This window comes from Morganella sp. Je.2.23 (assembly GCF_051129855.1).
Taxonomy (GTDB): domain Bacteria; phylum Pseudomonadota; class Gammaproteobacteria; order Enterobacterales; family Enterobacteriaceae; genus Morganella; species Morganella sibonii.
Genome location: NZ_JBCPSQ010000010.1, coordinates 43827 through 65595 on the forward strand (window position 1 = coordinate 43827; position 21769 = coordinate 65595).

Annotated in this window: 21 protein-coding genes; 16 read left to right on the forward strand and 5 right to left on the reverse strand. The window is 52.4% G+C overall.

What is annotated here, in order from left to right; all coding sequences use genetic code 11:
- Positions 1–92: 92 nt before the first annotated feature.
- The gene (locus AAZR23_RS19885) at positions 93–1742 is read left to right on the forward strand and encodes a Na+/H+ antiporter (RefSeq protein WP_046892750.1); all 1650 of its coding nucleotides are present in this window, start codon (positions 93–95) and stop codon (positions 1740–1742) included.
- A gap of 3 nt (positions 1743–1745) precedes the next feature.
- On the forward strand, positions 1746–2645 hold the full coding sequence (locus AAZR23_RS19890) for a carboxylate/amino acid/amine transporter (RefSeq protein WP_434694443.1): 900 nt from the start codon (positions 1746–1748) through the stop codon (positions 2643–2645).
- Here the strand turns inward: AAZR23_RS19890 and metR are convergent.
- The gene (gene metR / locus AAZR23_RS19895; protein ID WP_434694444.1) at positions 2530–3492 is read right to left on the reverse strand and encodes an HTH-type transcriptional regulator MetR; all 963 of its coding nucleotides are present in this window, start codon (positions 3490–3492) and stop codon (positions 2530–2532) included. The genes AAZR23_RS19890 and metR overlap by 116 nt on opposite strands.
- Before the next feature lie 105 nt (positions 3493–3597).
- On the opposite strand from metR, the gene metE reads away from it, so the two are divergent.
- Positions 3598–5883, forward strand: coding sequence for a 5-methyltetrahydropteroyltriglutamate--homocysteine S-methyltransferase (gene metE / locus AAZR23_RS19900; protein ID WP_434694445.1), 2286 nt, complete (start codon positions 3598–3600; stop codon positions 5881–5883).
- A gap of 62 nt (positions 5884–5945) precedes the next feature.
- On the opposite strand, the gene prfH is transcribed toward metE, so the two are convergent.
- Together prfH and AAZR23_RS19910 are read right to left on the reverse strand one after the other, a co-directional pair.
- Entirely contained in the window at positions 5946–6554 is a 609-nt protein-coding gene (gene prfH / locus AAZR23_RS19905; protein ID WP_166706909.1) for a peptide chain release factor H, read from the reverse strand.
- Positions 6554–7690 carry an RNA ligase RtcB family protein gene (locus AAZR23_RS19910; protein WP_434694446.1) on the reverse strand — a complete coding sequence of 379 codons (1137 nt, stop codon included), beginning with the start codon at positions 7688–7690 and terminating at the stop codon, positions 6554–6556. Before AAZR23_RS19910 ends, prfH begins: the two co-directional genes overlap by 1 nt.
- A gap of 442 nt (positions 7691–8132) precedes the next feature.
- Here AAZR23_RS19910 and udp point away from each other — a divergent pair, with 442 nt between their 5' ends.
- From udp to tatC, 10 genes are all read left to right on the forward strand, one after another.
- Entirely contained in the window at positions 8133–8888 is a 756-nt protein-coding gene (gene udp / locus AAZR23_RS19915; RefSeq protein ID WP_004238238.1) for a uridine phosphorylase, read from the forward strand.
- A gap of 132 nt (positions 8889–9020) precedes the next feature.
- Entirely contained in the window at positions 9021–9803 is a 783-nt protein-coding gene (locus tag AAZR23_RS19920; RefSeq protein ID WP_046892756.1) for a tyrosine-protein phosphatase, read from the forward strand.
- 23 nt (positions 9804–9826) lie between these two features.
- Positions 9827–10360: a DedA family protein gene (locus AAZR23_RS19925; RefSeq protein ID WP_046892757.1), complete on the forward strand. Its 534-nt coding sequence runs from the start codon at positions 9827–9829 to the stop codon at positions 10358–10360.
- Positions 10361–10498: 138 nt separating this feature from the next.
- Positions 10499–11923: a DNA recombination protein RmuC gene (gene rmuC, locus AAZR23_RS19930; protein ID WP_166706911.1), complete on the forward strand. Its 1425-nt coding sequence runs from the start codon at positions 10499–10501 to the stop codon at positions 11921–11923.
- A 60-nt stretch (positions 11924–11983) separates the two neighbouring features.
- On the forward strand, positions 11984–12739 hold the full coding sequence (ubiE, locus tag AAZR23_RS19935; protein WP_046892759.1) for a bifunctional demethylmenaquinone methyltransferase/2-methoxy-6-polyprenyl-1,4-benzoquinol methylase UbiE: 756 nt from the start codon (positions 11984–11986) through the stop codon (positions 12737–12739).
- A gap of 1 nt (position 12740) precedes the next feature.
- Positions 12741–13415 (forward strand): ubiquinone biosynthesis accessory factor UbiJ, encoded by a 675-nt coding sequence (locus AAZR23_RS19940; protein ID WP_218427307.1) that lies wholly within the window; start codon positions 12741–12743, stop codon positions 13413–13415.
- Positions 13402–15039, forward strand: coding sequence for a ubiquinone biosynthesis regulatory protein kinase UbiB (ubiB, locus tag AAZR23_RS19945; RefSeq protein ID WP_434694447.1), 1638 nt, complete (start codon positions 13402–13404; stop codon positions 15037–15039). The genes AAZR23_RS19940 and ubiB overlap by 14 nt, the downstream gene beginning before the upstream one ends.
- Positions 15040–15144: 105 nt before the next feature.
- A complete protein-coding gene (gene tatA, locus AAZR23_RS19950; protein WP_024475177.1) occupies positions 15145–15405 on the forward strand; it encodes a Sec-independent protein translocase subunit TatA in 261 nt (86 codons plus the stop codon).
- Positions 15406–15408: 3 nt separating this feature from the next.
- The gene (gene tatB, locus AAZR23_RS19955; RefSeq protein WP_434694448.1) at positions 15409–15939 is read left to right on the forward strand and encodes a Sec-independent protein translocase protein TatB; all 531 of its coding nucleotides are present in this window, start codon (positions 15409–15411) and stop codon (positions 15937–15939) included.
- A 22-nt stretch (positions 15940–15961) separates the two neighbouring features.
- Positions 15962–16717 (forward strand): Sec-independent protein translocase subunit TatC, encoded by a 756-nt coding sequence (gene tatC / locus AAZR23_RS19960; RefSeq protein WP_046892763.1) that lies wholly within the window; start codon positions 15962–15964, stop codon positions 16715–16717.
- 69 nt (positions 16718–16786) lie between these two features.
- Here tatC and rfaH read toward each other — a convergent pair whose 3' ends face one another.
- Positions 16787–17278 (reverse strand): transcription/translation regulatory transformer protein RfaH, encoded by a 492-nt coding sequence (gene rfaH / locus AAZR23_RS19965; RefSeq protein WP_046892764.1) that lies wholly within the window; start codon positions 17276–17278, stop codon positions 16787–16789.
- Positions 17279–17482: 204 nt separating this feature from the next.
- Between rfaH and pepE the strand changes: the two genes are divergently transcribed.
- The 3 genes from pepE (at position 17483) to fre (ending at position 20464) form a co-directional block, all read left to right on the forward strand.
- A complete protein-coding gene (pepE, locus tag AAZR23_RS19970) occupies positions 17483–18208 on the forward strand; it encodes a dipeptidase PepE (RefSeq protein WP_434694449.1) in 726 nt (241 codons plus the stop codon).
- Between the two features lie 73 nt (positions 18209–18281).
- On the forward strand, positions 18282–19754 hold the full coding sequence (gene ubiD, locus AAZR23_RS19975) for a 4-hydroxy-3-polyprenylbenzoate decarboxylase (protein ID WP_046892766.1): 1473 nt from the start codon (positions 18282–18284) through the stop codon (positions 19752–19754).
- An 8-nt stretch (positions 19755–19762) separates the two neighbouring features.
- Positions 19763–20464: an NAD(P)H-flavin reductase gene (fre, locus tag AAZR23_RS19980; RefSeq protein WP_107680364.1), complete on the forward strand. Its 702-nt coding sequence runs from the start codon at positions 19763–19765 to the stop codon at positions 20462–20464.
- 131 nt (positions 20465–20595) lie between these two features.
- On the opposite strand, the gene fadA is transcribed toward fre, so the two are convergent.
- Positions 20596–21762: an acetyl-CoA C-acyltransferase FadA gene (gene fadA / locus AAZR23_RS19985; protein WP_434694450.1), complete on the reverse strand. Its 1167-nt coding sequence runs from the start codon at positions 21760–21762 to the stop codon at positions 20596–20598.
- Between the last annotated feature and the right edge of the window lie 7 nt (positions 21763–21769).

The following is a 21769-nucleotide window of genomic DNA, read 5'->3' on the forward strand; positions in this document are numbered from 1 at the left end:
TCTTCCGGGGTCTTATTACGGTTTTTTTGCCGTTATTAACAGTATCTTCTTTGTCAGCGGGCTGGTTAAGCCCTAAGTTCAGTAAGGGTAATATGGAAATATTCTTTACGATTCTTATTTTGATTCTGGTCGTGTCGGTGTCCGGTGTTCTCACCAAAATGATTCCGTATCGTATTCCGTTACCCATTATTCAGATCGCAATGGGGGCACTGCTTGCCTTCCCGCAGTTTGGTCTGCATGTCACGTTCGACCCTGAACTGTTTCTTGTCCTGCTGATACCGCCGTTGCTGTTTGTTGACGGCTGGAAAACCCCGACCCGGGAATTTATGCAGAAAGGGCGGGAAATCTTCATTTTGGTGCTGTTCCTGGTGCTGGTCACCGTTATCGGTATCGGGTATCTGATCTACTGGCTGATGCCGGGGATTGAGCTGATCCCGGCCTTTGCTCTTGCGGCGGTGCTGTCACCGACAGATGCCGTGGCGCTGTCGTCGATTGTCGGCAAAGGGCGCATTCCGAAACAGATGATGGGCATTCTGGAAGGTGAGGCGCTGATGAACGACGCCTCCGGCCTGGTGGCGCTGAAATTTGCCGTGGCGATTGTCATGGGCACGATGATTTTCTCGGTCACCGGTGTCACGCTGGAATTCTTCAAAGTCGCTATCGGCGGTCTGCTGGCGGGGGTGGCTGTCACCTGGCTGTACAGTAAATCGCTGCGTCTGATGAGCCGCTGGAGCGGGGATGACCCGGCCACGCAAATCGTCTTTATGTTACTCCTGCCGTTTGCTTCTTATCTGATCGCGGAACATATCGGTGTGTCCGGTATCCTGGCGGCCGTGGCCGCCGGGATGACTATCAGCAAATCCGGCGTGATCCGCAATGCACCGCTGGCGATGCGTCTGCGGGCAGATAACGTCTGGGGGATGCTGGAATTCGTCTTTAACGGTCTGGTCTTTATTATGCTCGGCCTGCAACTGCCGGGGATCTGGCAGGTGTCCGTTATTGAGGCGGAACTGGACCCGACAGTAGAAACCTGGATGCTGTTTACCGCGGTTATTGTGATCTATTTTGCCCTGCTGGTACTGCGTTTCTGCTGGCTGTGGATGATGAAAACCGTCAGCCGCCTGACCTTAAAACGTAAACCGCTGGACTTCACATTCTATACCACCCGTGATCTGTGGCTGGCGTCATTTGCCGGGGTGCGCGGGGCGATAACACTGGCGGGTGTGCTTTCCATCCCGCTGTTCCTGCCGGACGGCACGCCGTTCCCGGCCCGTTATCAGATGGTGTTTATCGCCGCCGGGGTGATTATCTTCTCGCTCTTTATGGGGGTGGTATCACTGCCGTTCCTGCTCAAAGGCATGAATGTCGGGGATAAACAGGCAGATGCCAATGAAATCCGTGCGGCGAAAGCGGCGATGGCGGAAGTGGCGATTGTCAGTATCGGCAAGATGGAAGAGCGTTTGTCCGCCAGTTCGGACGAGGCGCTGGATGCGGAAGCGATCAGCGAGGTGGCCTCGCGGGTTGCCGGACACCTCAGGCGGCGTACCGCCGGGGGGGATGAGATGGAATATAACCTCCAGGTGGAAGATCTGGAACGCCGTTTCCGTCTGACCGCACTGCGTGCCGAGCGCGGGGAGCTGTATCACCAGCGTGCGACCCGTAATATCAGCAATGAAACCCTGCAACTGCTGCTGCATGATCTGGATCTGCTGGAAGCCCTGCTGGTTGAGAAAGAAACATAACCGATGCCGTTACTGATTATTACCACGATTTTATGGGCCGCATCATTCAGCCTGATCGGCGAGTATCTCGCCGGTCAGGTGGACAGCTGGTTCTCTGTATTAGTCCGTGTGTCGCTGGCGGCACTGGTTTTCCTGCCGTTTCTGCGCTGGCGCGGGATCGCGGCGAAAGTCATTCTGATGTATATGGCGGTGGGCGCCTGTCAGCTCGGCATTATGTATCTCTTCGTTTTCCATGCCTACAACTACCTGACTGTCGCGGAATTTCTGCTGTTCACCGTGCTGACGCCGCTTTATGTGACACTGATTTATGATCTGCTGGAGCGTCGCGGATTGCGGTGGGGATATGTGTTCAGTTCGCTGCTGGCGGTGATTGGTGCGGCGGTGATCCGCTATGACCATCTCAGTGATTCTTTCTGGACAGGGCTGATTCTGGTGCAGCTGGCGAATATCTTCTTTGCCATCGGCCAGGTCGGTTACAAGCGGCTGATGGAAGTGCATCCGCTGGTGCAGCGCACGGCATTCTCCTGGTTCTACCTCGGTGCCTGTGTGGTGGCGCTGGCGGGCTGGCTGCTGTTCGGCAATTTCGCCAAAATGCCGTCCACGCAGTTACAGTGGGGCGTCCTGCTGTGGCTGGGGATTGGTGCTTCCGGGATCGGCTACTTTATGTGGAACTACGGTGCCACGCAGGTGGACGCCGGAACACTCGCGATCATGAACAACATGATGGTTCCGGCGGGGTTACTGGTGAACTTCGCCATCTGGCAGCAGCATCCGGACTGGCTCACGTTCAGCATTGGCTCAACCCTGATTGTTGCATCGCTGTGGGTGCACCGGGTATGGATACTGAAGCCGTCTTTACAAAAGGCAGATTGTCCACCGCGTGCTGACGCGTCGCGCGAATAAACGACTCAACAGCCGGCTGACGCTGTTCCCCGCTGCGGTTTGCGGCATACAGCCGGCTCCACAATCCTTCCCCTAAGGTTTTGGTCACCACCATTCCCTGTCTTTCGAAATTTTCCACCGCCCAGTGCGGCAGTGCGGCGATCCCCATACGGGCGGCCACCATCTGGATCATCAGCAGGGTGTTATCCACGGTTTTTATCTGCGGGGAAACACCGGCCGGTTGCAGGAAGCGCCGCCAGATATCAAAGCGCTGACGCTGTACCGGATAAATCAGCAGGGTTTCTGCTGTCAGATCCTGCGGCTGAATATGCAGACGGCGGGCCAGAGGATGATCCGGTGCCACCACCAGTTTCACCTCATAATCAAACAGCGGCGTGTATGTCAGCTTCCCGTTGTGCTGCTCATCAATGTCGGATGTCAGCACCACATCGAGTTCGCGTTTCAGCAGTTCCGGCTGCGGATCAAAACTGACGCCGGAAGTGAAATCGACATTAATCTGCGGCCAGCTTTCGCGGAAATGCGCCAGAGCGGGGGTCAGCCACTGAATGCAGCTGTGGCACTCAATCGCCACGCGCAGCGCGGTCAGCCCCGGCTCATTACACTCGCGGATAGCATCTTTCACCAGCGGCAGCACCTGCTCTGCCAGTTGCAGCAACACCTGTCCCTGCGGGGTGAATTGCAGCGGCTGGGTTTTGCGGATAAAAATCCGGTAGCCGAGCCGGTGCTCCAGTTCACTGAACTGATGGGAAAGGGCGGATTGTGTCTGATGCAACGCACCTGCTGCTCCTGCGAGCGACCCTGACTGATTCAGTGCCTGAATCGTTTTTAAATGTTTTATTTCTATCATGAGGAACCTTCAGGTTAGCGATGAAGAATTTGCGCTTGTTTCTTATACAGTACCCGTTGATTATGGATGTGTAAACATCTGGATGGCTAAATGATAGGATTTTTTATGACGACACATAATCACACTCTGGGTTTTCCGCGTATCGGTCTGAAAAGAGAACTGAAAAAAGCGCTTGAAGGTTACTGGGCAGGGCAGATTTCGCAGGATGAGCTGCGCGATACCGGCCGTGAATTACGCCGCCGCCACTGGCAGCTGCAAAAAGAGGCCGGGGTTGAATTATTACCGGTCGGGGATTTTGCCTGGTACGATCATGTTCTCGGCACCAGTCTGCTGTTTGGTAATGTGCCGCCGCGTCATGCCGGTGCTGACGGGAAAATTGACCTCGATACCCTGTTCCGTATCGCCCGTGGCCGTGCGCCTTCCGGTGAACCGGCCGCAGCAGCGGAAATGACAAAATGGTTTAACACCAACTATCACTATATTGTGCCGGAGTTTCAGCGCGGGCAAACCTTCAGCGTGAGCTGGCCGCAGCTGTTTGATGAGGTGGATGAGGCACTGGAGCAGGGCTTTGCGGTGAAACCGGTACTGCTCGGGCCGGTCACGTATCTGTGGCTCGGCAAAGTGAAAGGCGCTCAGTTTGATCGCTTATCATTACTGCCGTCACTGCTGGCAGCCTATAAAACCGTGCTGGAAAAACTGGCGGAGCGCGGTATTGAGTGGATTCAGATTGATGAACCGGCACTGGTACTGGATTTACCGCCGGAATGGCAGTCCGCTTACCGTACCGCGTATGATGCTTTGCAGGGGCATACCAAACTGCTGCTGACCACCTATTTTGACAGCGTGGGCCACCATCTGCCGCTTATCCGTGAACTACCGGTGCAGGGGCTGCATGTTGATTTTGTTGCAGGCAGCGATGATATTCAGGCTATTCATGAAGCCTTACCGGCAGACTGGCTGCTCTCCGCCGGTCTGATTAACGGGCGCAATGTCTGGCGTGCCGATCTGCGGCAAAAATATGATGTGATAGCACCGCTGGCCGGAAAACGTGATCTGTGGGTCGGCACATCCTGCTCGCTGCTGCACAGTCCGATTGACCTGCGTGACGAAACCAAACTGGATGAGGAAGTCAAAAGCTGGTTTGCCTTCGCACAGCAGAAATGTGAGGAACTGGCACTGCTGACCCGGGCGGTCAACAGCGGCTCGGCGGGCGATATTGCCGCGCTGGAGAAATACAGTGCACCTATCACGCTGCGCCGCCACTCTTCCCGCGTGCATAACGCCGCAGTCGCGGCCCGGCTGGCGGCGGTAACCGCCCGCGACAGTGAACGTGCCGCGCCGTATGCCGAACGTGCAGAGGCACAACGCAGTCGTTTTAATCTGCCGCTGTGGCCGACCACTACAATCGGTTCTTTCCCGCAAACGACAGAAATCCGCGGGTTGCGTCTGAACTTCAAAAAAGGAAATATCGATAAAGCGTTCTATCGCACCAATATCTCTGAACATATTAAGCAGGCGATTAATGAGCAGGAACGGCTCGGACTGGATGTGCTGGTTCACGGTGAAGCGGAACGTAATGACATGGTGGAGTATTTCGGCGAGCATCTCGACGGTTATGTCTTTACGCAGAACGGCTGGGTGCAGAGTTACGGCTCCCGCTGTGTCAAACCGCCGGTGATTATCGGAGATATCAGCCGTCCGGAACCTATCACGGTTGACTGGGCGACGTACGCGCAATCCCTCACCAGCAAACCGGTGAAAGGTATGCTGACCGGGCCGGTGACCATTCTCTGCTGGTCATTCCCGCGCGAGGATGTCAGCCGCGAAACTATTGCTAAACAAATTGCTCTGGCACTGCGTGATGAAGTGGACGATTTGCAGAAAGCCGGGATCGGTATTATCCAGATCGATGAACCGGCACTGCGTGAAGGGCTGCCGCTGCGCCGCGAAGAATGGGCGGAGTATCTCACCTGGGCGGTGGATGCCTTCCGGCTCAATGCCGCAGTCGCAGAAAATGACACTCAGATCCACACCCATATGTGTTACTGCGAATTCAATGACATTATGGATTCCATCGCGGCGCTGGATGCGGATGTGATCACCATTGAAACATCACGTTCGGATATGGAACTGCTGGAAGCATTTGAAGATTTCGATTATCCGAATGAAATCGGACCGGGCGTTTATGATATTCACTCGCCGAATGTGCCGGAAGTGGAGTGGATTGAAGCGCTGCTGCGCAAAGCGGCGGATAAGATCGCCGTGGAGCGTCTGTGGGTTAACCCGGACTGCGGCCTGAAAACCCGCGGCTGGGATGAAACCCGCAAAGCCCTGGCAAACATGGTGGAAGCGGCGCGCCGTCTGCGGGAAAATCCGCTGACATCCCGCTGAGTTAATTTATATAAAAGAAGAAAGAAGCCGGTCAGTGATGACCGGCTTTGTGTTATGCGCTGTCAGCTGACCGGACGGAAATCCGGCCCGCTGAAGCAGCGCGTTGCCCGGCCGCGTTCGATCTGATGATGTGACCGGTGACGCTCGCCGTTCAGTGATGCGGACTGCTGTTGCTGATACTGGCTGAGATGCCATTCAATCAGGCGGCGGGCCAGTTTTTTGTTGGCGTGCTGACTGCGTTCAGACTGCACTTTGACCGTAATACCGGTGGCAATGTGCGTGGCACGGACAGCGGATTCTGTCTTATTCACATGCTGACCGCCCGGCCCCTGTGATTTAAGACGTTCAAAGATAATTTCACTGTCTGATACCGCCTGCGGCGCAGTAAAACGCCGGATACCGATAAACCAGTTTTTACGCCGGTGTTTCGGGCGGAACGGGCTGGCACATTGCCACTGCAATGTCCCGCACCAGCGATCCGCCAGGGCATCCGCATACTCTCCGTCCAGTGACAGCAATACAGAATGCAGACCGTGCTGTGACGGCATTTCCTCTGCAATTGTCACCGTTACTGCTGACTGTGCGGCATCCTGCAAAAAGACACGTAACGCATGCTTCACTGCCAGGCAGCACTCTTCCGGGCCGTGAGCGGCAGAAAACTGTAATAACATCAGCAGCACTCCCCGCTCGTTTTGTAGGTCAGCAACGGTTTCAGCCGTGCCACTACGGTAATCAGTCCGGCACCGCACAGACTGTCGATCACTGTCTCAATCGATTTATAGGATTGCGGCGCTTCCTCATAAATCAGCTGTTTATTGGCGCAGATAACCCGGCTGCCGAGATCAGTCCGGGATAATTGTGCGGGCGTATAACGGTGAGAAAGACGTCCTTTGCACTCGGTGCGCATCCATTTACGTCCCGCGCCGTGCGCGAGAGAGTAAAGGCTGTCAGCGGTGGCCTGCGGTTTCACCAGATAACTGTAATCCCCCCGTGAACCGGGGATCACCACATAACCATGATTTACCGGGGTTGCCCCTTTCCGGTGCAGCCAGCCGTCACGTCCGTTGATCGTGCAGGCCTCCACCAGGTTGTGATTGATATCGAGTATCACCTCACCGTTGGTACGCAGCTGCTGCATCATCCGCAGTGCAATCAGCGCCCGGTTGTGCTGTGCAAAATCCAGCGCCTGCTGATGTGCTGCCAGATATTCAGCCGCTTCCGGTGTATTTTCTGTCAGTCCGCCGTGGCTGAACTGCTCAACATGATGACGCAGAACCATCTGTCCCAGACCGCGTGAACCGCTGTGAACCAGCAGCACAACCCGCTGTTTATCCAGCCCTGACGCAGCAAACAGCCCGTCATCACAGATCTTATCGATCTGCTGAAACTCAGCGAAATGATTTCCGCCGCCGACAGAAGACAGAGACGCCGCAAACGGATGTGATACGAAGTGATCGCTCACGTGCTCTGCCAGCCAGTCTGCATCTGCATGGTCATGCATGCTGCGCAGTTGCTTTTCTGCCTTGTCAGCATTGAGTTTGCTGACTTTCAGCTCAGTCTGGTACAGCGCCATACCACAGCCGATATCGTTACCGACCAGCGCGGGATAAAAACGGCCTTCAGAGAAAAATGCCGCACCCACCGGATAGCCTCTGCCGGGGTGCAGATCCGGCATACCGGCAACAGCCGTCATACCCGGTAATTGTGCGGTGGTGATCAGTTGCTGAATCGCGTTACTTTCGATCCACGTCGCATCCGAGGCGATATAAGAGACGCCCGGCGCGACAAAATGCATATAATTGCCCATAATCCATTCCGGAAAATAGTGAAAATTCGGGTTTACGGCGGGCAGTCAGGAAGAAACAGACAGGAAACAGGGACGGGTAATACGGAGAAATAACGCTGTAATACCGATGTGATAATCAGTTCTGCAAGAGCCCGCAAAGAGTGCACTGTAATGTTGTCATATGAACCTCCTTACGTTCTGAAAGTGACAGGTCAGCACGCATCGCGTGCCGGAATGGTGCGGATAGTAGAGTGAGGCGGACAAAAAAGCAACCTGTGTTTACCTTTTTCAGAGAGCAGTCCGGTGACATTTTCAGCACAAATCACTGTTTATGTGATTTGAATCTCATTTTTATGTAATTGATTCATTTGTTAGTATCAATGAAGTGATAATAATCACTAAATTTTGTGTGACGACACGTTAGAGTGTCCCCAATAATCACTTTTTCGCAAAGGAGTTCAGGATGGCTGATGTATTTCATTTAGGTTTGACTAAAGCAGATTTACAGGGTGCGACGCTGGCTATCGTGCCGGGCGATCCGAACCGGGTCGAAAAAATTGCCCGCCTGATGGATAACCCTGTTCATCTCGCGTCTCTGCGTGAATTCACTTCATGGCGCGGTGAACTGGATGGCAAAGCGGTCATCGTTTGCTCAACCGGTATCGGCGGCCCGTCCACCTCAATTGCGGTGGAAGAGCTGGCGCAGCTGGGTATCCGCACGTTCCTGCGTATCGGTACCACCGGTGCGATTCAGGAAAACATTAATGTCGGTGATGTCCTTGTGACCACGGCTGCTGTGCGCCTGGATGGTGCAAGCCTGCACTTTGCGCCGATGGAATTCCCGGCCGTGGCTGACTTTGAATGTACCACAGCACTGGTAAATGCAGCGAAAGCAGCCAAAGCTACCGTCCATATTGGTGTGACTGCTTCTTCTGATACTTTCTATCCGGGCCAGGAGCGTTATGATACGTTCAGCGGCCGTGTGACCCGCCGGTTCAAAGGATCAATGAAAGAGTGGCAGGAAATGGGCGTGATGAACTTTGAAATGGAATCCGCCACACTGCTGACCATGTGCGCCAGCCAGGGGCTGCGTGCGGGGATGGTTGCCGGGGTTATTGTTAACCGCACCCAGCAGGAAATTCCTGATGAAGCGAAGATGAAGAAAACAGAATCCAATACCCTGGATATTGTGGTGGAAGCCGCCCGTCATCTCATCTGATCGTTACCGGTTCAGTGAATCAGCCGTGTCTCCGGTTTTTCCGGTGATACGGCTTTTTTTTAATCATTCATTCTGTAAATCTGATACAGTGATCGTGCCGAACATACTGATAATAATGATAAAGAGGTATCAATGACCAGACAGCCATTACCGCATCCTTCCGTGCTGCCGCTTGACGGCGGGATCAATTTCCGGGACCTGGGAAACAAAGTGCTGCCGGACGGCAGTAAAATCAAACCCGGCCTGCTGTTCCGTGCCGGGGCGCTGGATCGCCTGAGCGACAACGACTTAACCCGCCTGACAGAGCAGAATCTGTTTCAGATCCTGGATTACCGCGACAGCGGCGAAATTGCGGATAAACCGGATCGCCTGTGGAATGGTGCGCTGTACACGAACGCACCGGCAAATCCGATGTCAAAAGAAGTGGACGCCAATCTTGAGAAGCTCGGCAATGAAGCACTGACGGAGTTTGATCCGAAAGCCTTTATGCTGCGTCTTTATGAACTGCTGCCGCTGGGAAACCCGGCTTATCATGCACTCGGTGATATGCTGCGCAACCCGGAAAAAGGCGGCATTGTACAGCACTGTGCCGTCGGGAAAGACCGGACCGGTGTGGGCTCGGCACTGGTGCTGTTTGCGCTCGGCGCGGATACCGATATGGTGATGGAAGATTACCTGCTGACCAACGACACCCTGGCACCTTACCGCCATGAACTGCTGGCAGAACACGCGAAAACCATGCCGGAAGCGGTTGTGGAAAAATTCGCCTATGTGTATTCCGTACAGTCTGATTTCCTGAATACTGCACTGAAAAGCATTCACTCACATTATGGCAGTATTGATACCTGGCTGGCGAAAGATATCGGGCTGACTACCGCCGTCCGCGATAAAATCCGTAACCATTTCCTTGAATAAGATCCGATAGTAAGGGGGATTCTCTGGCACCGGCAGATATTATTACCACTGTCACCGCGTTTGTCCGTGAACATGAGTTCTGGGCATTGCCGATTATTTTTGTGCTGGCATTCGGTGAATCTCTCGCATTTCTTTCCCTGTTGTTTCCGGCGACAGTGATCCTGCTCGGGGTCGGGGCTCTGATCGGGGAAGGCGGACTGAATTTTCTGCCGGTTTTCCTCGTGGCGGCCACCGGCGCCTTTTTCGGCGATTGGGTTTCCTATTACATCGGCTACTACTACAAAGACAATGTCCGCCATATGTGGCCGATTTCCCGATCCCCGCAAACCCTGGTCAGAGGGCATCAGTTCTTTGAAAAGTGGGGAATATGGGGTGTCTTCCTCGGGCGTTTTTTCGGGCCGTTCCGGGCGGTGGTGCCGCTGGTGGCCGGGATCTGTGCGATGCCGCAGCGCCATTTTCAGCTGGCCAATCTGTTTTCTGCCGTGATCTGGGCATTTGGTCTGCTGGCCCCCGGCGCATTCGGACTGAAATGGATGGCCGGGCTGATGGGCGGATAGCACCGCATTTTCACCGGATTACATTGGTTTTTGCGTGACGCGCCGAAAAAAACGGCGGACAGTAAAAAGACAGTGGACATCTGTACAGTGCTATTTTACCGTAAGCGGCGTAAGTGACTCGCGGAGGAGACAGCCATCGTGGATATTCAGTGGCTTTATGGTTTTATCGGCATTCTGAGCGGTATTCTGCTGGGCGGCGGTGTGGTCTGGTTCAGTCTGCAGCAGCGGCTGGCGGACAAAAACCGGCTGCTACAGGACAATATTGCACAACTTGCTCTGCTGGATGAAACACGGCGTCAGGCTGCGTACTGGCAACAGGCCAGAGAACAGAGTGAACAATCACTGGAAAATGCCCGTCATATCAGCGCACAGCAGGAAGCTGAAATCCGTGAGCTGACCACCCGGCTGGAAGAGAGCCGCCTGGCCGCCGAAGAAAAACAGCGGCTGCTGCTCAACAGTGAGCAACGCCTGAATACCCAGTTTGAAAACCTGGCTTCCCGCATCTTTGAACAGAGCGGTCGCCGGACGGATGAACTCAACCGCCAGAGCCTGTCTATGCTGCTGCGCCCGTTCCGTGAACAGCTGGATAACTTTAACCGGCAGGTTCAGGAAAGTTACAGCCAGGAAAGCCGTGAACGGCACACCCTGACACATGAAATTCAGCGTCTGCAGCAGCTCAATCTGCGGATGGCACAGGAAGCGGTCAATCTCACCAATGCCCTGAAAGGTGATAACAAAATGCAGGGTAACTGGGGGGAAACGATTCTTGCCCGTATCCTGGAAGCCTCCGGTCTGCGGGAAGGCCATGAATTCGCCACTCAGGTCAGCCTGAAAAATGAACAGCAAAGCCGTTATCAGCCGGATGTGGTGATTTACCTGCCGCAGAACAAACAGGTCATTGTTGATGCCAAAGTGTCGCTGGTGGCCTATGAGCGTTACTTCAACAGTGAAACCCCGGAAGCACAGCAGGCGGCACTGACCGAACATATCAACTCTGTGCGTCAGCATATACGCGGCCTGAGCCGAAAAGAATATCAGGATCTCAGCGGGATCAACTCACTGGATTATGTGCTGATGTTTATCCCTGTCGAACCGGCATTTCTGGCGGCTGTCGGGCAGGAAAGTGTGCTACTGGACGAAGCCCTCAGAAGCAATATCATGCTGGTCAGCCCATCCACACTGCTGGTGGCACTGCGGACAATCGCCAACCTCTGGCGCTATGAACATCAGCATGAGAACAGTCAGGCGATCGCACAGCGTGCTGCCCGTCTCTATGACAAGCTTCGCCTGTTTACCGAGGAAATGGACGGTATCGGCCAGGCGCTGGATAAAGCTCAGAATACCTACCACGGGGCGATGAAAAAACTGACCACCGGCCGGGGAAATCTGCTGTCACAGGCCGAAGGTTTCCGTGAACTGGGGGTTGAGGTAAAGCGCCCGCTGGATGAAATTCTGGTACAGAAAGCCCGTCTCAGTGAACAACAGGATAGCGGGGCGGATGAACCGCCGGAGGTTCCGGCTAATTTCGCAGAACAACACAATGGGCATAGGGTTTTGCGGTAAAGGCTGATACACTTTTCCGATCATAAATTCATGCACACAGGCAAAACAGGCAAGAAGAGAATGGAAGAGCAATCCCGGGATACAATCGATTTTGGTTTTCGCACTGTTAACAGAAACGAAAAAGCAGGTATGGTGGCAAACGTCTTTCATTCTGTTGCCGCAAAATACGATCTGATGAATGACCTGATGTCTTTCGGCATCCATCGTGTCTGGAAACGTTTTACTATTGATGCCAGTGGTGTCCGTCGTGGCCAGCGGGTGCTGGATCTTGCCGGGGGAACCGGCGACTTCACGGCAAAATTCTCCCGTATGGTCGGCGAAAACGGTCAGGTGATCCTCGCGGATATCAATGATTCCATGCTGAAAATGGGACGGGAAAAGCTGCGTAATCACGGGGTTGTCGGTAATGTGAATTATGTTCAGGCGAATGCTGAAGAACTGCCGTTTCCGGATGACTACTTCAACTGCATCATCATCTCTTTCGGGCTGCGTAATGTCACCGATAAAGACAAAGCGCTCCGCTCTATGTTCCGTGTGTTAAAACCGGGTGGCCGCCTGCTGGTGCTGGAATTCTCCAAACCGGTGCTTGAGCCGCTGAGTAAAGTGTATGACGCTTATTCTTTCCACGTACTGCCGCGTATCGGGCAGGCGGTTGTGAATGATGCGGACAGCTACCGCTATCTTGCAGAATCCATCCGCATGCATCCGGATCAGGAAACCCTGAAAGGCATGATGGAAAATGCCGGCTTTGAGCATGTCTCCTACACCAACATGACCGGCGGTATTGTGGCATTGCATAAAGGATTCAAATTCTGATATGTCTGATACGTTTGCAGAAAATATCCCGTCTCCTGTCAGTCCGCAGGCACTTTATCCTGTGGTTGCCGGATTTCTGGAAACGGTGCTCAACCGTCTGCTGTACAGCGAAAGTGTACTGAAACCGGCCCGCGCCCGTCTGACCGGAAAAACACTGACGCTCCGGCTGACAGAACCGGATATGCAGTTCACGCTGATTTTCAGTGAAAAACAGCTGGATGTGATTTCCCGCTGGGAAGATCCGGCTGACTGCGTGCTGCAAACCCGTTTTCTTACGTTGCTGAAACTGAAAGATAAACAACAGCTTTCAACTCTGATCCGTCAGGGTGATGTCATTATTGACGGTGATATGCAGGTTATTCAGCATTTTTCAGCACTGCTGGATATGGCTGAATGGGACCCTGCACACTATCTGGCACCGTATACGGGTGATATTGCCGCGCAGACACTGACACAGATTGCCGTGAAAGGCGGGCAGTTGTTCCGGCGGGCGGTATGCCGTCAGCAGGAATACCTGACCGGTGCTGTCACCCGTGAATGGGCACTGGCGCCTTCTGCGCTGGAAGCGGCCCATTTCTGTGATGAAGTCGCGGATGTGGCACATATCGCGGATGAACTTGAGGCGCGCCTCGCCCGCCTGGAAAAAAGAACAGGAAGCGGGTATGAGACCGAGTGAAATAAAACGCCTCTATTTTATCATCCGTACCCTCCTGAATTACGGTCTGGATGAGCTGATCCCCAAGAACCGCCTGAGCTGGGCGATACGTCTCTGGCGGCGTTCACTGTTCTGGATGCCGAACAAGCATAAAGACAAAGCACTGGGGGAGCGTCTGCGTCTGGCGCTTCAGGAACTGGGACCGGTATGGATCAAATTCGGGCAGATGCTCTCCACCCGCCGGGATCTGTTCCCGCCGGCCATTGCTGACCAGCTGGCGCTGTTGCAGGATCGCGTTTCGTCGTTTGACGGCAATCTGGCAAAGAAAACCATTGAGGATGCCCTGGAAGGGCCGGTGGAAACCTGGTTCGATGATTTTGATATTACCCCGCTGGCATCCGCATCAATTGCACAGGTGCATACCGCTGTCCTGAAAGAAAACGGACAAGCGGTAGTACTTAAAGTGATCCGCCCGGATATCCTGCCGGTAATTCAGGCCGATATTCATCTGATGTACCGGCTGGCGAACATGGTTCCCCTGTTACCTGACGGCAGACGACTGCGGCCGAAAGAAGTTGTCCGCGAGTATGAAAAAACGCTGCTGGATGAACTGAATCTGCAACGTGAAGCGGCTAATGCCATTCAGTTGCGCCGTAATTTTGAAAACAGCCCGATGCTCTATGTTCCGGAGGTTTATCCCGATCTCTGCCGTGAAAATGTGCTGATCATGGAACGTATTTACGGTATTCCGGTTTCTGATATTGCGGCTCTGCATGAGCAGGGCACTAATATGAAGCTGTTAGCCGAGCGTGGCGTTCAGGTCTTCTTCACTCAGGTTTTCCGCGACAGTTTCTTCCATGCGGATATGCATCCGGGTAATATTTTTGTCAGCCGTGAGCATCCGGACGATCCTCAGTATATTGGTATCGACTGCGGTATTGTCGGTTCTCTGAATAAAGAAGATAAGCGCTATCTCGCTGAGAACTTTATCGCTTTCTTTAATCGTGATTACCGGAAGGTGGCTGAGCTTCATGTGGATTCAGGATGGGTGCCGCCGGATACCAATGTGGAAGATTTTGAATTTGCTATCCGCACTGTCTGTGAACCGATTTTTGAAAAGCCGCTGGAAGAGATCTCCTTCGGTCATGTACTGCTGAATCTGTTTAATACTGCCCGCCGTTTTAATATGGAAGTACAACCGCAGCTGGTTTTATTACAAAAAACGCTGCTGTATGTTGAAGGGCTGGGACGTCAGCTCTACCCGCAGCTTGACCTGTGGAAAACGGCGAAGCCATTCCTTGAATCCTGGCTGAAAAGTCAGATCGGTATAAAAGCCGTGATCCGCGGGATCAAAGAAAAAGCACCGTTCTGGGCGGAAAAATTACCGGAATTACCGGAGCTGGTGTATGACAGTCTTAAACAGCAGCGCCGCCTGCAATCCGGTGTTGAACGGCTGACTGAACAAATGAAACAGCAGCAGGCCGCTCAGCGGAAAGCAAATTTTTCACTGGGTATCGGGGCAACCCTGTTTATCTGTGCCAGTCTGTTTTATCTGGCCGGTGCGCCTGTTGCACCATGGGTTCTGATGTTTTTTGGTGCGATCACCTGGGTAACAGGATGGTGGCAATCCGGTAAAATGAAGTAAAGATTGAGTTAAGACAAGGTTTCAACCTATGTTGTGTATTTCCGTATACGGCTGTGGTTGTATATAATGAAGTAAGTAGGTCCATATCAATTTGAGGTAAAACTAATGGCCGGTATTAATATTTGGCAATTATTAATTATTGCTGTGATTGTTGTTCTCCTGTTCGGAACAAACAAACTTCGTACCCTGGGTTCTGATTTGGGCGCATCTATCAAGGGCTTTAAAAAAGCCATCGGTGATGACGATCAGAACAAAGCAGATACAACAACAGCCGGAAAAGATGCGGATTTTGAACAAAAAAATATCGCAGAGAAGAAAGCTGATTCAGCTGAGCAGCCAGAGAATAAAAACAAAGAGCAGGTATAACCCGTGTTTGACATCGGTTTTGGTGAACTGATCTTAGTATTGGTTATCGGACTTGTGGTTCTGGGACCTGAACGTCTTCCGGTTGCTGTGAAAACAGTAGCCGGCTGGATACGTGTGATGCGTTCAATGGCTGCCAATGTGCAGAATGAACTGACCCAGGAGCTCAAGCTCCAGGAACTTCAGGATAACCTGAAAAAGATGGAAGAGCAGGCCGGTAAAGCGATTTCACCTGAATTGAAAGCGTCGATGGATGACCTGAAAGAAGCTGCGGATACATTGCGCCGCTCTTATCAGGAACCGGTGGATTCACTGAAAAAGCAACTCGACCCGGAAGCACTGGCTGATCAGGAAATAGAAGTTCCGCCTGCCCGTCCGGCGTCAGCCGGTACACCGGCGGTACAAAATCCGTCTCCGGCAGCACCATCTCCGGCCACTGCTGCGGAAATTCCGGCCCGGCCATCACCGGAAGTCCGTGACTCAGAACCAACACCGTCACCGGTAACCGCTGCTGCGTCAGATTCACAGAAACATTAATAGATTACGGTAAAAGTACGTTATGGCTGTTGAAGACACGCAACCGCTGATCACTCATTTAATCGAATTACGAAAACGCATTCTCAACAGCCTGATTGCTGTCTTTGTTGTGTTTGTTGCGCTGGCGTACTTCTCAAATGATATCTATCAGCTTGTATCATCGCCGCTGGTGAGCAAATTGCCCCAGGGCTCGAACATGATAGCAACAGATGTTGCATCACCGTTCCTGGCACCGATTAAGCTGACCGTTATGGTCTCCATTTTTATTTCGGCACCTTACATTCTGTATCAGGTCTGGGCTTTTATCGCACCGGCACTGTATAAGCATGAACGCCGGTTATTAATGCCGCTGCTGTTTTTCAGCACAGTGCTGTTTTATATGGGGATGGCGTTCGCATACTTCGTTGTCTTCCCGCTGGCGTTTGGTTTCTTTACCTCGACAGCACCACAGGATGTGGTCATTGCGACAGATATTAATAACTATCTCAGCTTTGTCATGGCGTTGTTTATGGCGTTTGGTATCTCCTTTGAGGTTCCGATTGCCATTATTCTGATGTGCTGGAGTGGTGCCACAACGGTTACCGCGCTGAAGCAGAAGCGACCGTATATTCTGGTCGGGGCTTTTGTGGTGGGCATGCTGCTGACACCACCGGATGTGTTCTCGCAGACACTGCTGGCTATTCCGATGTATCTGCTGTTTGAAGTTGGTGTGTTCTTCGCCCGTTTCTATGTGCCGCGCAGTAAAGCACAACCGCAGGATGAAGAAGCCGAAGAGTAACGTGATACCGCGTCAGATAAAAACCGCCTGTAATACGGCGGTTTTTTGTTTCCGGGCTCCGGACAATATTCAGTGTTTCTTTATAAAACTGGTGTTATCCACTTTTTTGGTCAGTTCCTTACTGATCAGTGTCAGTAACAGCACTGAACGGGTTTCACCATCCGGCTCCTGATAGATGGCTTCCAGGCCTTTAAACATACCTTCAGTGATTTCCACAATATCTCCCGGCTGAGGAACATTTTTCTCTGCCAGGCTGATACATTCAGCATTTTTCAGCTCTTCAATCAATGATGCGGGAACAACCGCAGGCAGTGGTCCGAAACGGACGAAATGATTTACACCGCGCGTTGAATTAATTGTGGTTGTATGAATGGTTTCAGGATCAAAAGAGATAAACAGATAATTCGGGAATAAGGGCTCGTTAACAGTCACACGTTTGCCGCGAACCACCTTTTCAATATTCGCCATCGGTGTCAGGCATTCCACCTGCTGCCGCTGCAAATGTTCCATTGCCCGCGGAAGTTGTCCGCGTTTGCAGTACAATAAATACCAATCCTTCATTACTCTATCCAACACAGACGGGGCTTATATAAAGCCTGATAATACCAAATTTGTTTTACGATGAATGCAGCAAATCACGATTTAAGACAAATGAGTGTGAATTCAGTCCCTTAATTGAGTTGCTTTTTACCGTAGAATGATGTCATTTAATGAGTTATAAACTATTTATCTATCTATAATGACAGAATAATAAGGGCAATGTCGATGGACGTTTTTTTACTCAGTAACGGCAAGCTTTCCGGTAACCCGCAATGGCTGAGCTATGCACAGTCACGTATCCGGGCAATGGTAAAAACACGCGGTATCCGCTCTGCGGTACTGATTGCATATGCGGTCATCCGTGCTGATCACGACCAGCGTGCCCGTGAACTCTCCGAAGCTCTGGGTATTGATGTTACCTGTATCGAACACTTTGATTCCCCGGTTCAGGCGATTGAAAATGCAGAATGTATTCTTGTCAGCGGCGGGAATACCTGGCTGCTGAACCAGTTACTGCATGAAAATGGTCTGGTTGTGCCGATACAGCGCGCGGTTCGTGAGCGGAATATCCCGTATATCGGCTGGAGTGCCGGGTGTAACGTGGCTACACCGAGTATCAGAACCACCAATGATATGCCGGTGCGTAATTGTGTGGTGATGCCGTCTCTGGGATTGTTCCCTGTCCAGATTAACCCTCATTATATTGATGCGGTCATCAGCGGACACATGGGGGAAACCCGTGATGAGCGGATTGCGGAGTTCTGTGCCGTCAACCCGGACGAAATTGTTGTGGCGCTTCGTGAAGGCAGCGGCTTCCATATTTCAGGAAATGAGCTGCACTATTTCAGCGGAAAAAATGAAGGATTTAAACTCTTTCAGCACAACAAAACATTCCCGGAACAATTCGATACCAGCGCTCTGGCAGAATGGGTTCCGTTCCGCTGCTGCTGATCCCTGTACTTGTAACAGTGGACGGGATTCCTATAATGGAGTCCTTTTCACCTGCTGACAGATTAATAACATCATGAAATATCGGGACCTGAGAGATTTTCTCACTATTCTGGAAAGTCAGGGCGAGCTTAAACGGATCAAAACTGAAGTTGATCCTTATCTCGAAATGACGGAAATTGCTGATCGCACACTGCGTGCGGGCGGCCCTGCATTGCTGTTTGAAAATCCGAAAGGTTATTCAATACCGGTTCTCTGTAATCTGTTCGGCACAACCAAACGGGTTGCGATGGGAATGGGGCAGGAGGATGTCAAAGCATTACACGATGTCGGCAAACTGCTGGCTTTCCTGAAAGAGCCGGATCCGCCGAAAGGGTTCCGTGATCTTATCGATAAGCTGCCGAAATTTAAGCAGGTGCTGAATATGCCGACCAAACGGCTGAGTTCCGCACCGTGTCAGACGCATGTTTTTACCGGCGATGATGTGGATCTGACAAAAATCCCGGTTATGCACTGCTGGCCGGATGATGCGGCACCGCTGATTACCTGGGGACTGACCGTAACCCGCGGTCCGTTTAAAGATCGCCAGAATTTAGGTATTTACCGCCAGCAGGTGCTGGGGAAAAATAAACTGATTATGCGCTGGTTATCGCATCGCGGTGGTGCACTCGATTTTCAGGAATGGTGTCAGGCACATCCCGGTGAACGTTTCCCGGTTGCGGTGGCGCTGGGCGCTGATCCCGCAACAATTCTCGGAGCGGTGACACCGGTTCCGGATACCTTGTCCGAATATGCCTTTGCCGGGTTACTGCGCGGTAATAAGTCAGAAGTGGTCAAATGTATCTCGAATGACCTGGAAGTTCCTGCCGGTGCTGAAATTATCCTTGAAGGGTATATTGAACCGGGTGAAACAGCGCCGGAAGGGCCTTACGGGGATCACACCGGCTATTATAATGAAGTGGATGATTTCCCTGTCTTTACGGTCACACATATTACCCAGCGTGATGAGCCTATCTATCACTCAACCTATACCGGTCGTCCGCCGGATGAACCGGCAACACTGGGTGTGGCGCTGAATGAAGTTCTGGTGCCGATTCTGCAGAAGCAATTCCCTGAAATTGTCGATTTTTATCTGCCGCCGGAAGGGTGTTCGTACCGCCTGGCCGTTGTCACCATGAAAAAGCAGTATGCGGGACATGCAAAGCGGGTCATGATGGGAGTCTGGTCGTATTTACGGCAATTTATGTACACAAAATTTGTTATTGTCTGCGATGATGATATCAATGCCCGTGACTGGAATGATGTGATCTGGGCGATTACCACCCGGATGGATCCTGCCCGGGACACGGTGATGATGGAAAATACCCCGATCGACTATCTCGACTTTGCGTCACCGGTATCGGGGCTGGGGTCGAAGATGGGGCTGGACGCAACAAATAAATGGCCCGGCGAAACCTCGCGTGAGTGGGGAAAACCGATTGTCATGACCGATGAAGTCAGACAACGTGTTGACGCCTTATGGGATGAATTAAATATTCTCAATGATTGAGGGAGCACATGGCAACGTTAAACTGCAAAGTTACCTCTGTTGAATCGATAACGGATACGGTATACCGCATAAAATTATTACCGGACGGTGATTTTTCATTCAAAGCCGGACAATACCTGATGGTAGTGATGGATGAGCGGGATAAGCGCCCGTTTTCAATGGCATCGGCACCGTCATCACAGAAAGAAATTGAGCTGCACATTGGTGCGTCCGAGTTCAATCTTTATGCGATGGCAGTGATGGATCGGATTCTGGATAATCGTCAGGTAACCATTGATATTCCGCACGGTAATGCCTGGTTTCGTGAAAACAGCGATGCACCGATGCTCCTGATCGCCGGAGGAACCGGTTTTTCTTACACCCGTTCTGTTTTGCTGGCGGCACTGGAAGAAAACCCGCAGCGTGATATTACGTTTTACTGGGGTGCCAGAGAGCATATCTATCTCTATGATCTGGGTGAATTGCAGGCTCTTGCCGAAACACATCCCAACCTGAAAGTAATCCCTGTTGTTGAACAGCCGGATGATACCTGGCGCGGCCGGACAGGTACTGTACTCAGCGCTGTTCTGGATGATTTTGGATCACTGGCCGGAAAAGATATCTATATTGCCGGTCGTTTTGAAATGGCTAAAATTGCCCGGGAGCGTTTCTGCCAGGAACGCGGCGCTGATGCTGCCCGCCTGTTTGGTGACGCGTTCGAATTTATTTAAAGAAAATCCCGCCCCCTGACGGCGGGAGTATGCTGATAACAGGTCAGCTAAACGGTTAAAGGGTATCAGCGACGTATTGTGCTGTGTGGTGAAGCAGAAAACGTCGCTGTTGTTTATCAGATTATCTGTGTTCAGCCGGGAACACGTTCAATCACGGTTGCAATCCCCTGACCGAAACCAATACACATTGTTGCCAGGCCGAACTGAGCATCCCGTTGCTCCATGACTGTCAGCAGTGAGTTGATGATCCGGGTGCCGGAGCAGCCGAGAGGATGCCCGAGTGCAATCGCGCCGCCATGCAGATTCACTTTGTCGTCATAGCAGTCAGATAATCCCATGCCTTTCAGGCAGGCGAGAGCCTGCGCCGCAAATGCTTCATTCAGCTCGATAACATCAATATCATTCAGTGCCAGCCCTGCCTTTTTCAGTGCTTTTTGTGTTGCCTCTACCGGGCCGTACCCCATTAGTGCAGGTTCACAGCCGGTGACGCTCATTGCCCGTATCACTGCCCGCGGAGACAAGCCATTCTCGCGGGCATAGTGTTCTCCGGCCAGCAATGTTACTGAAGCACCATCCGATATGGCAGATGAGTTACCGGCGGTAACGGTGCCGTTTACCGGATCGAACACCGGACGCAGGGCCGCCAGTTCGGTGAGGCTGCTGTTATCCCGCACGGTTTCATCCCGGATGGCAGCAACAGGCACCCCTGCCGGGTTATGTCCCTGAACCGGATGGATCTCACGGCTGAATTTGTTATCCCGGAATGCCAGAGCAGCTAACTGATGGGAGCGCAGGGCAAATTCATCCTGGGATTCCCGGCTGACAGAAAACTGCTGCGCCAGTGCTTCGGCCGTTAATCCCATCATGCCGGATGCTTTGGCGGTGTACAGCGCCGCAGCCGGATTGATATCGATACCGTGTGTCATCGGGATATGACCCATATGTTCGACACCACCGGCAAGAACCAGCCTGCCGTCACCGGTCTGAATCAGACGGGCGGCGTCGTGCAGCGCCTGCATCGATGAGCCGCACAGACGGTTAACGGTAACAGCCGGCACGGTATGCGGAATATTTGTCAGCAGGGCGGCATTACGGGCGATATTGAACCCCTGTTCTCCGGTCTGCTGCACACAACCCCAGATAATGTCATCAATATCATTCGCATTGATTTTATTGCGTTTTATTACCGCACTCATGACTTCTGCAGAGAGAGTTTCTGCCCGTACATGCCTGAAAATACCGTTTTTTGAACGTCCCATTGAGGTGCGGAGACCATCAATTATCATGACTTTTTCCATATAAACC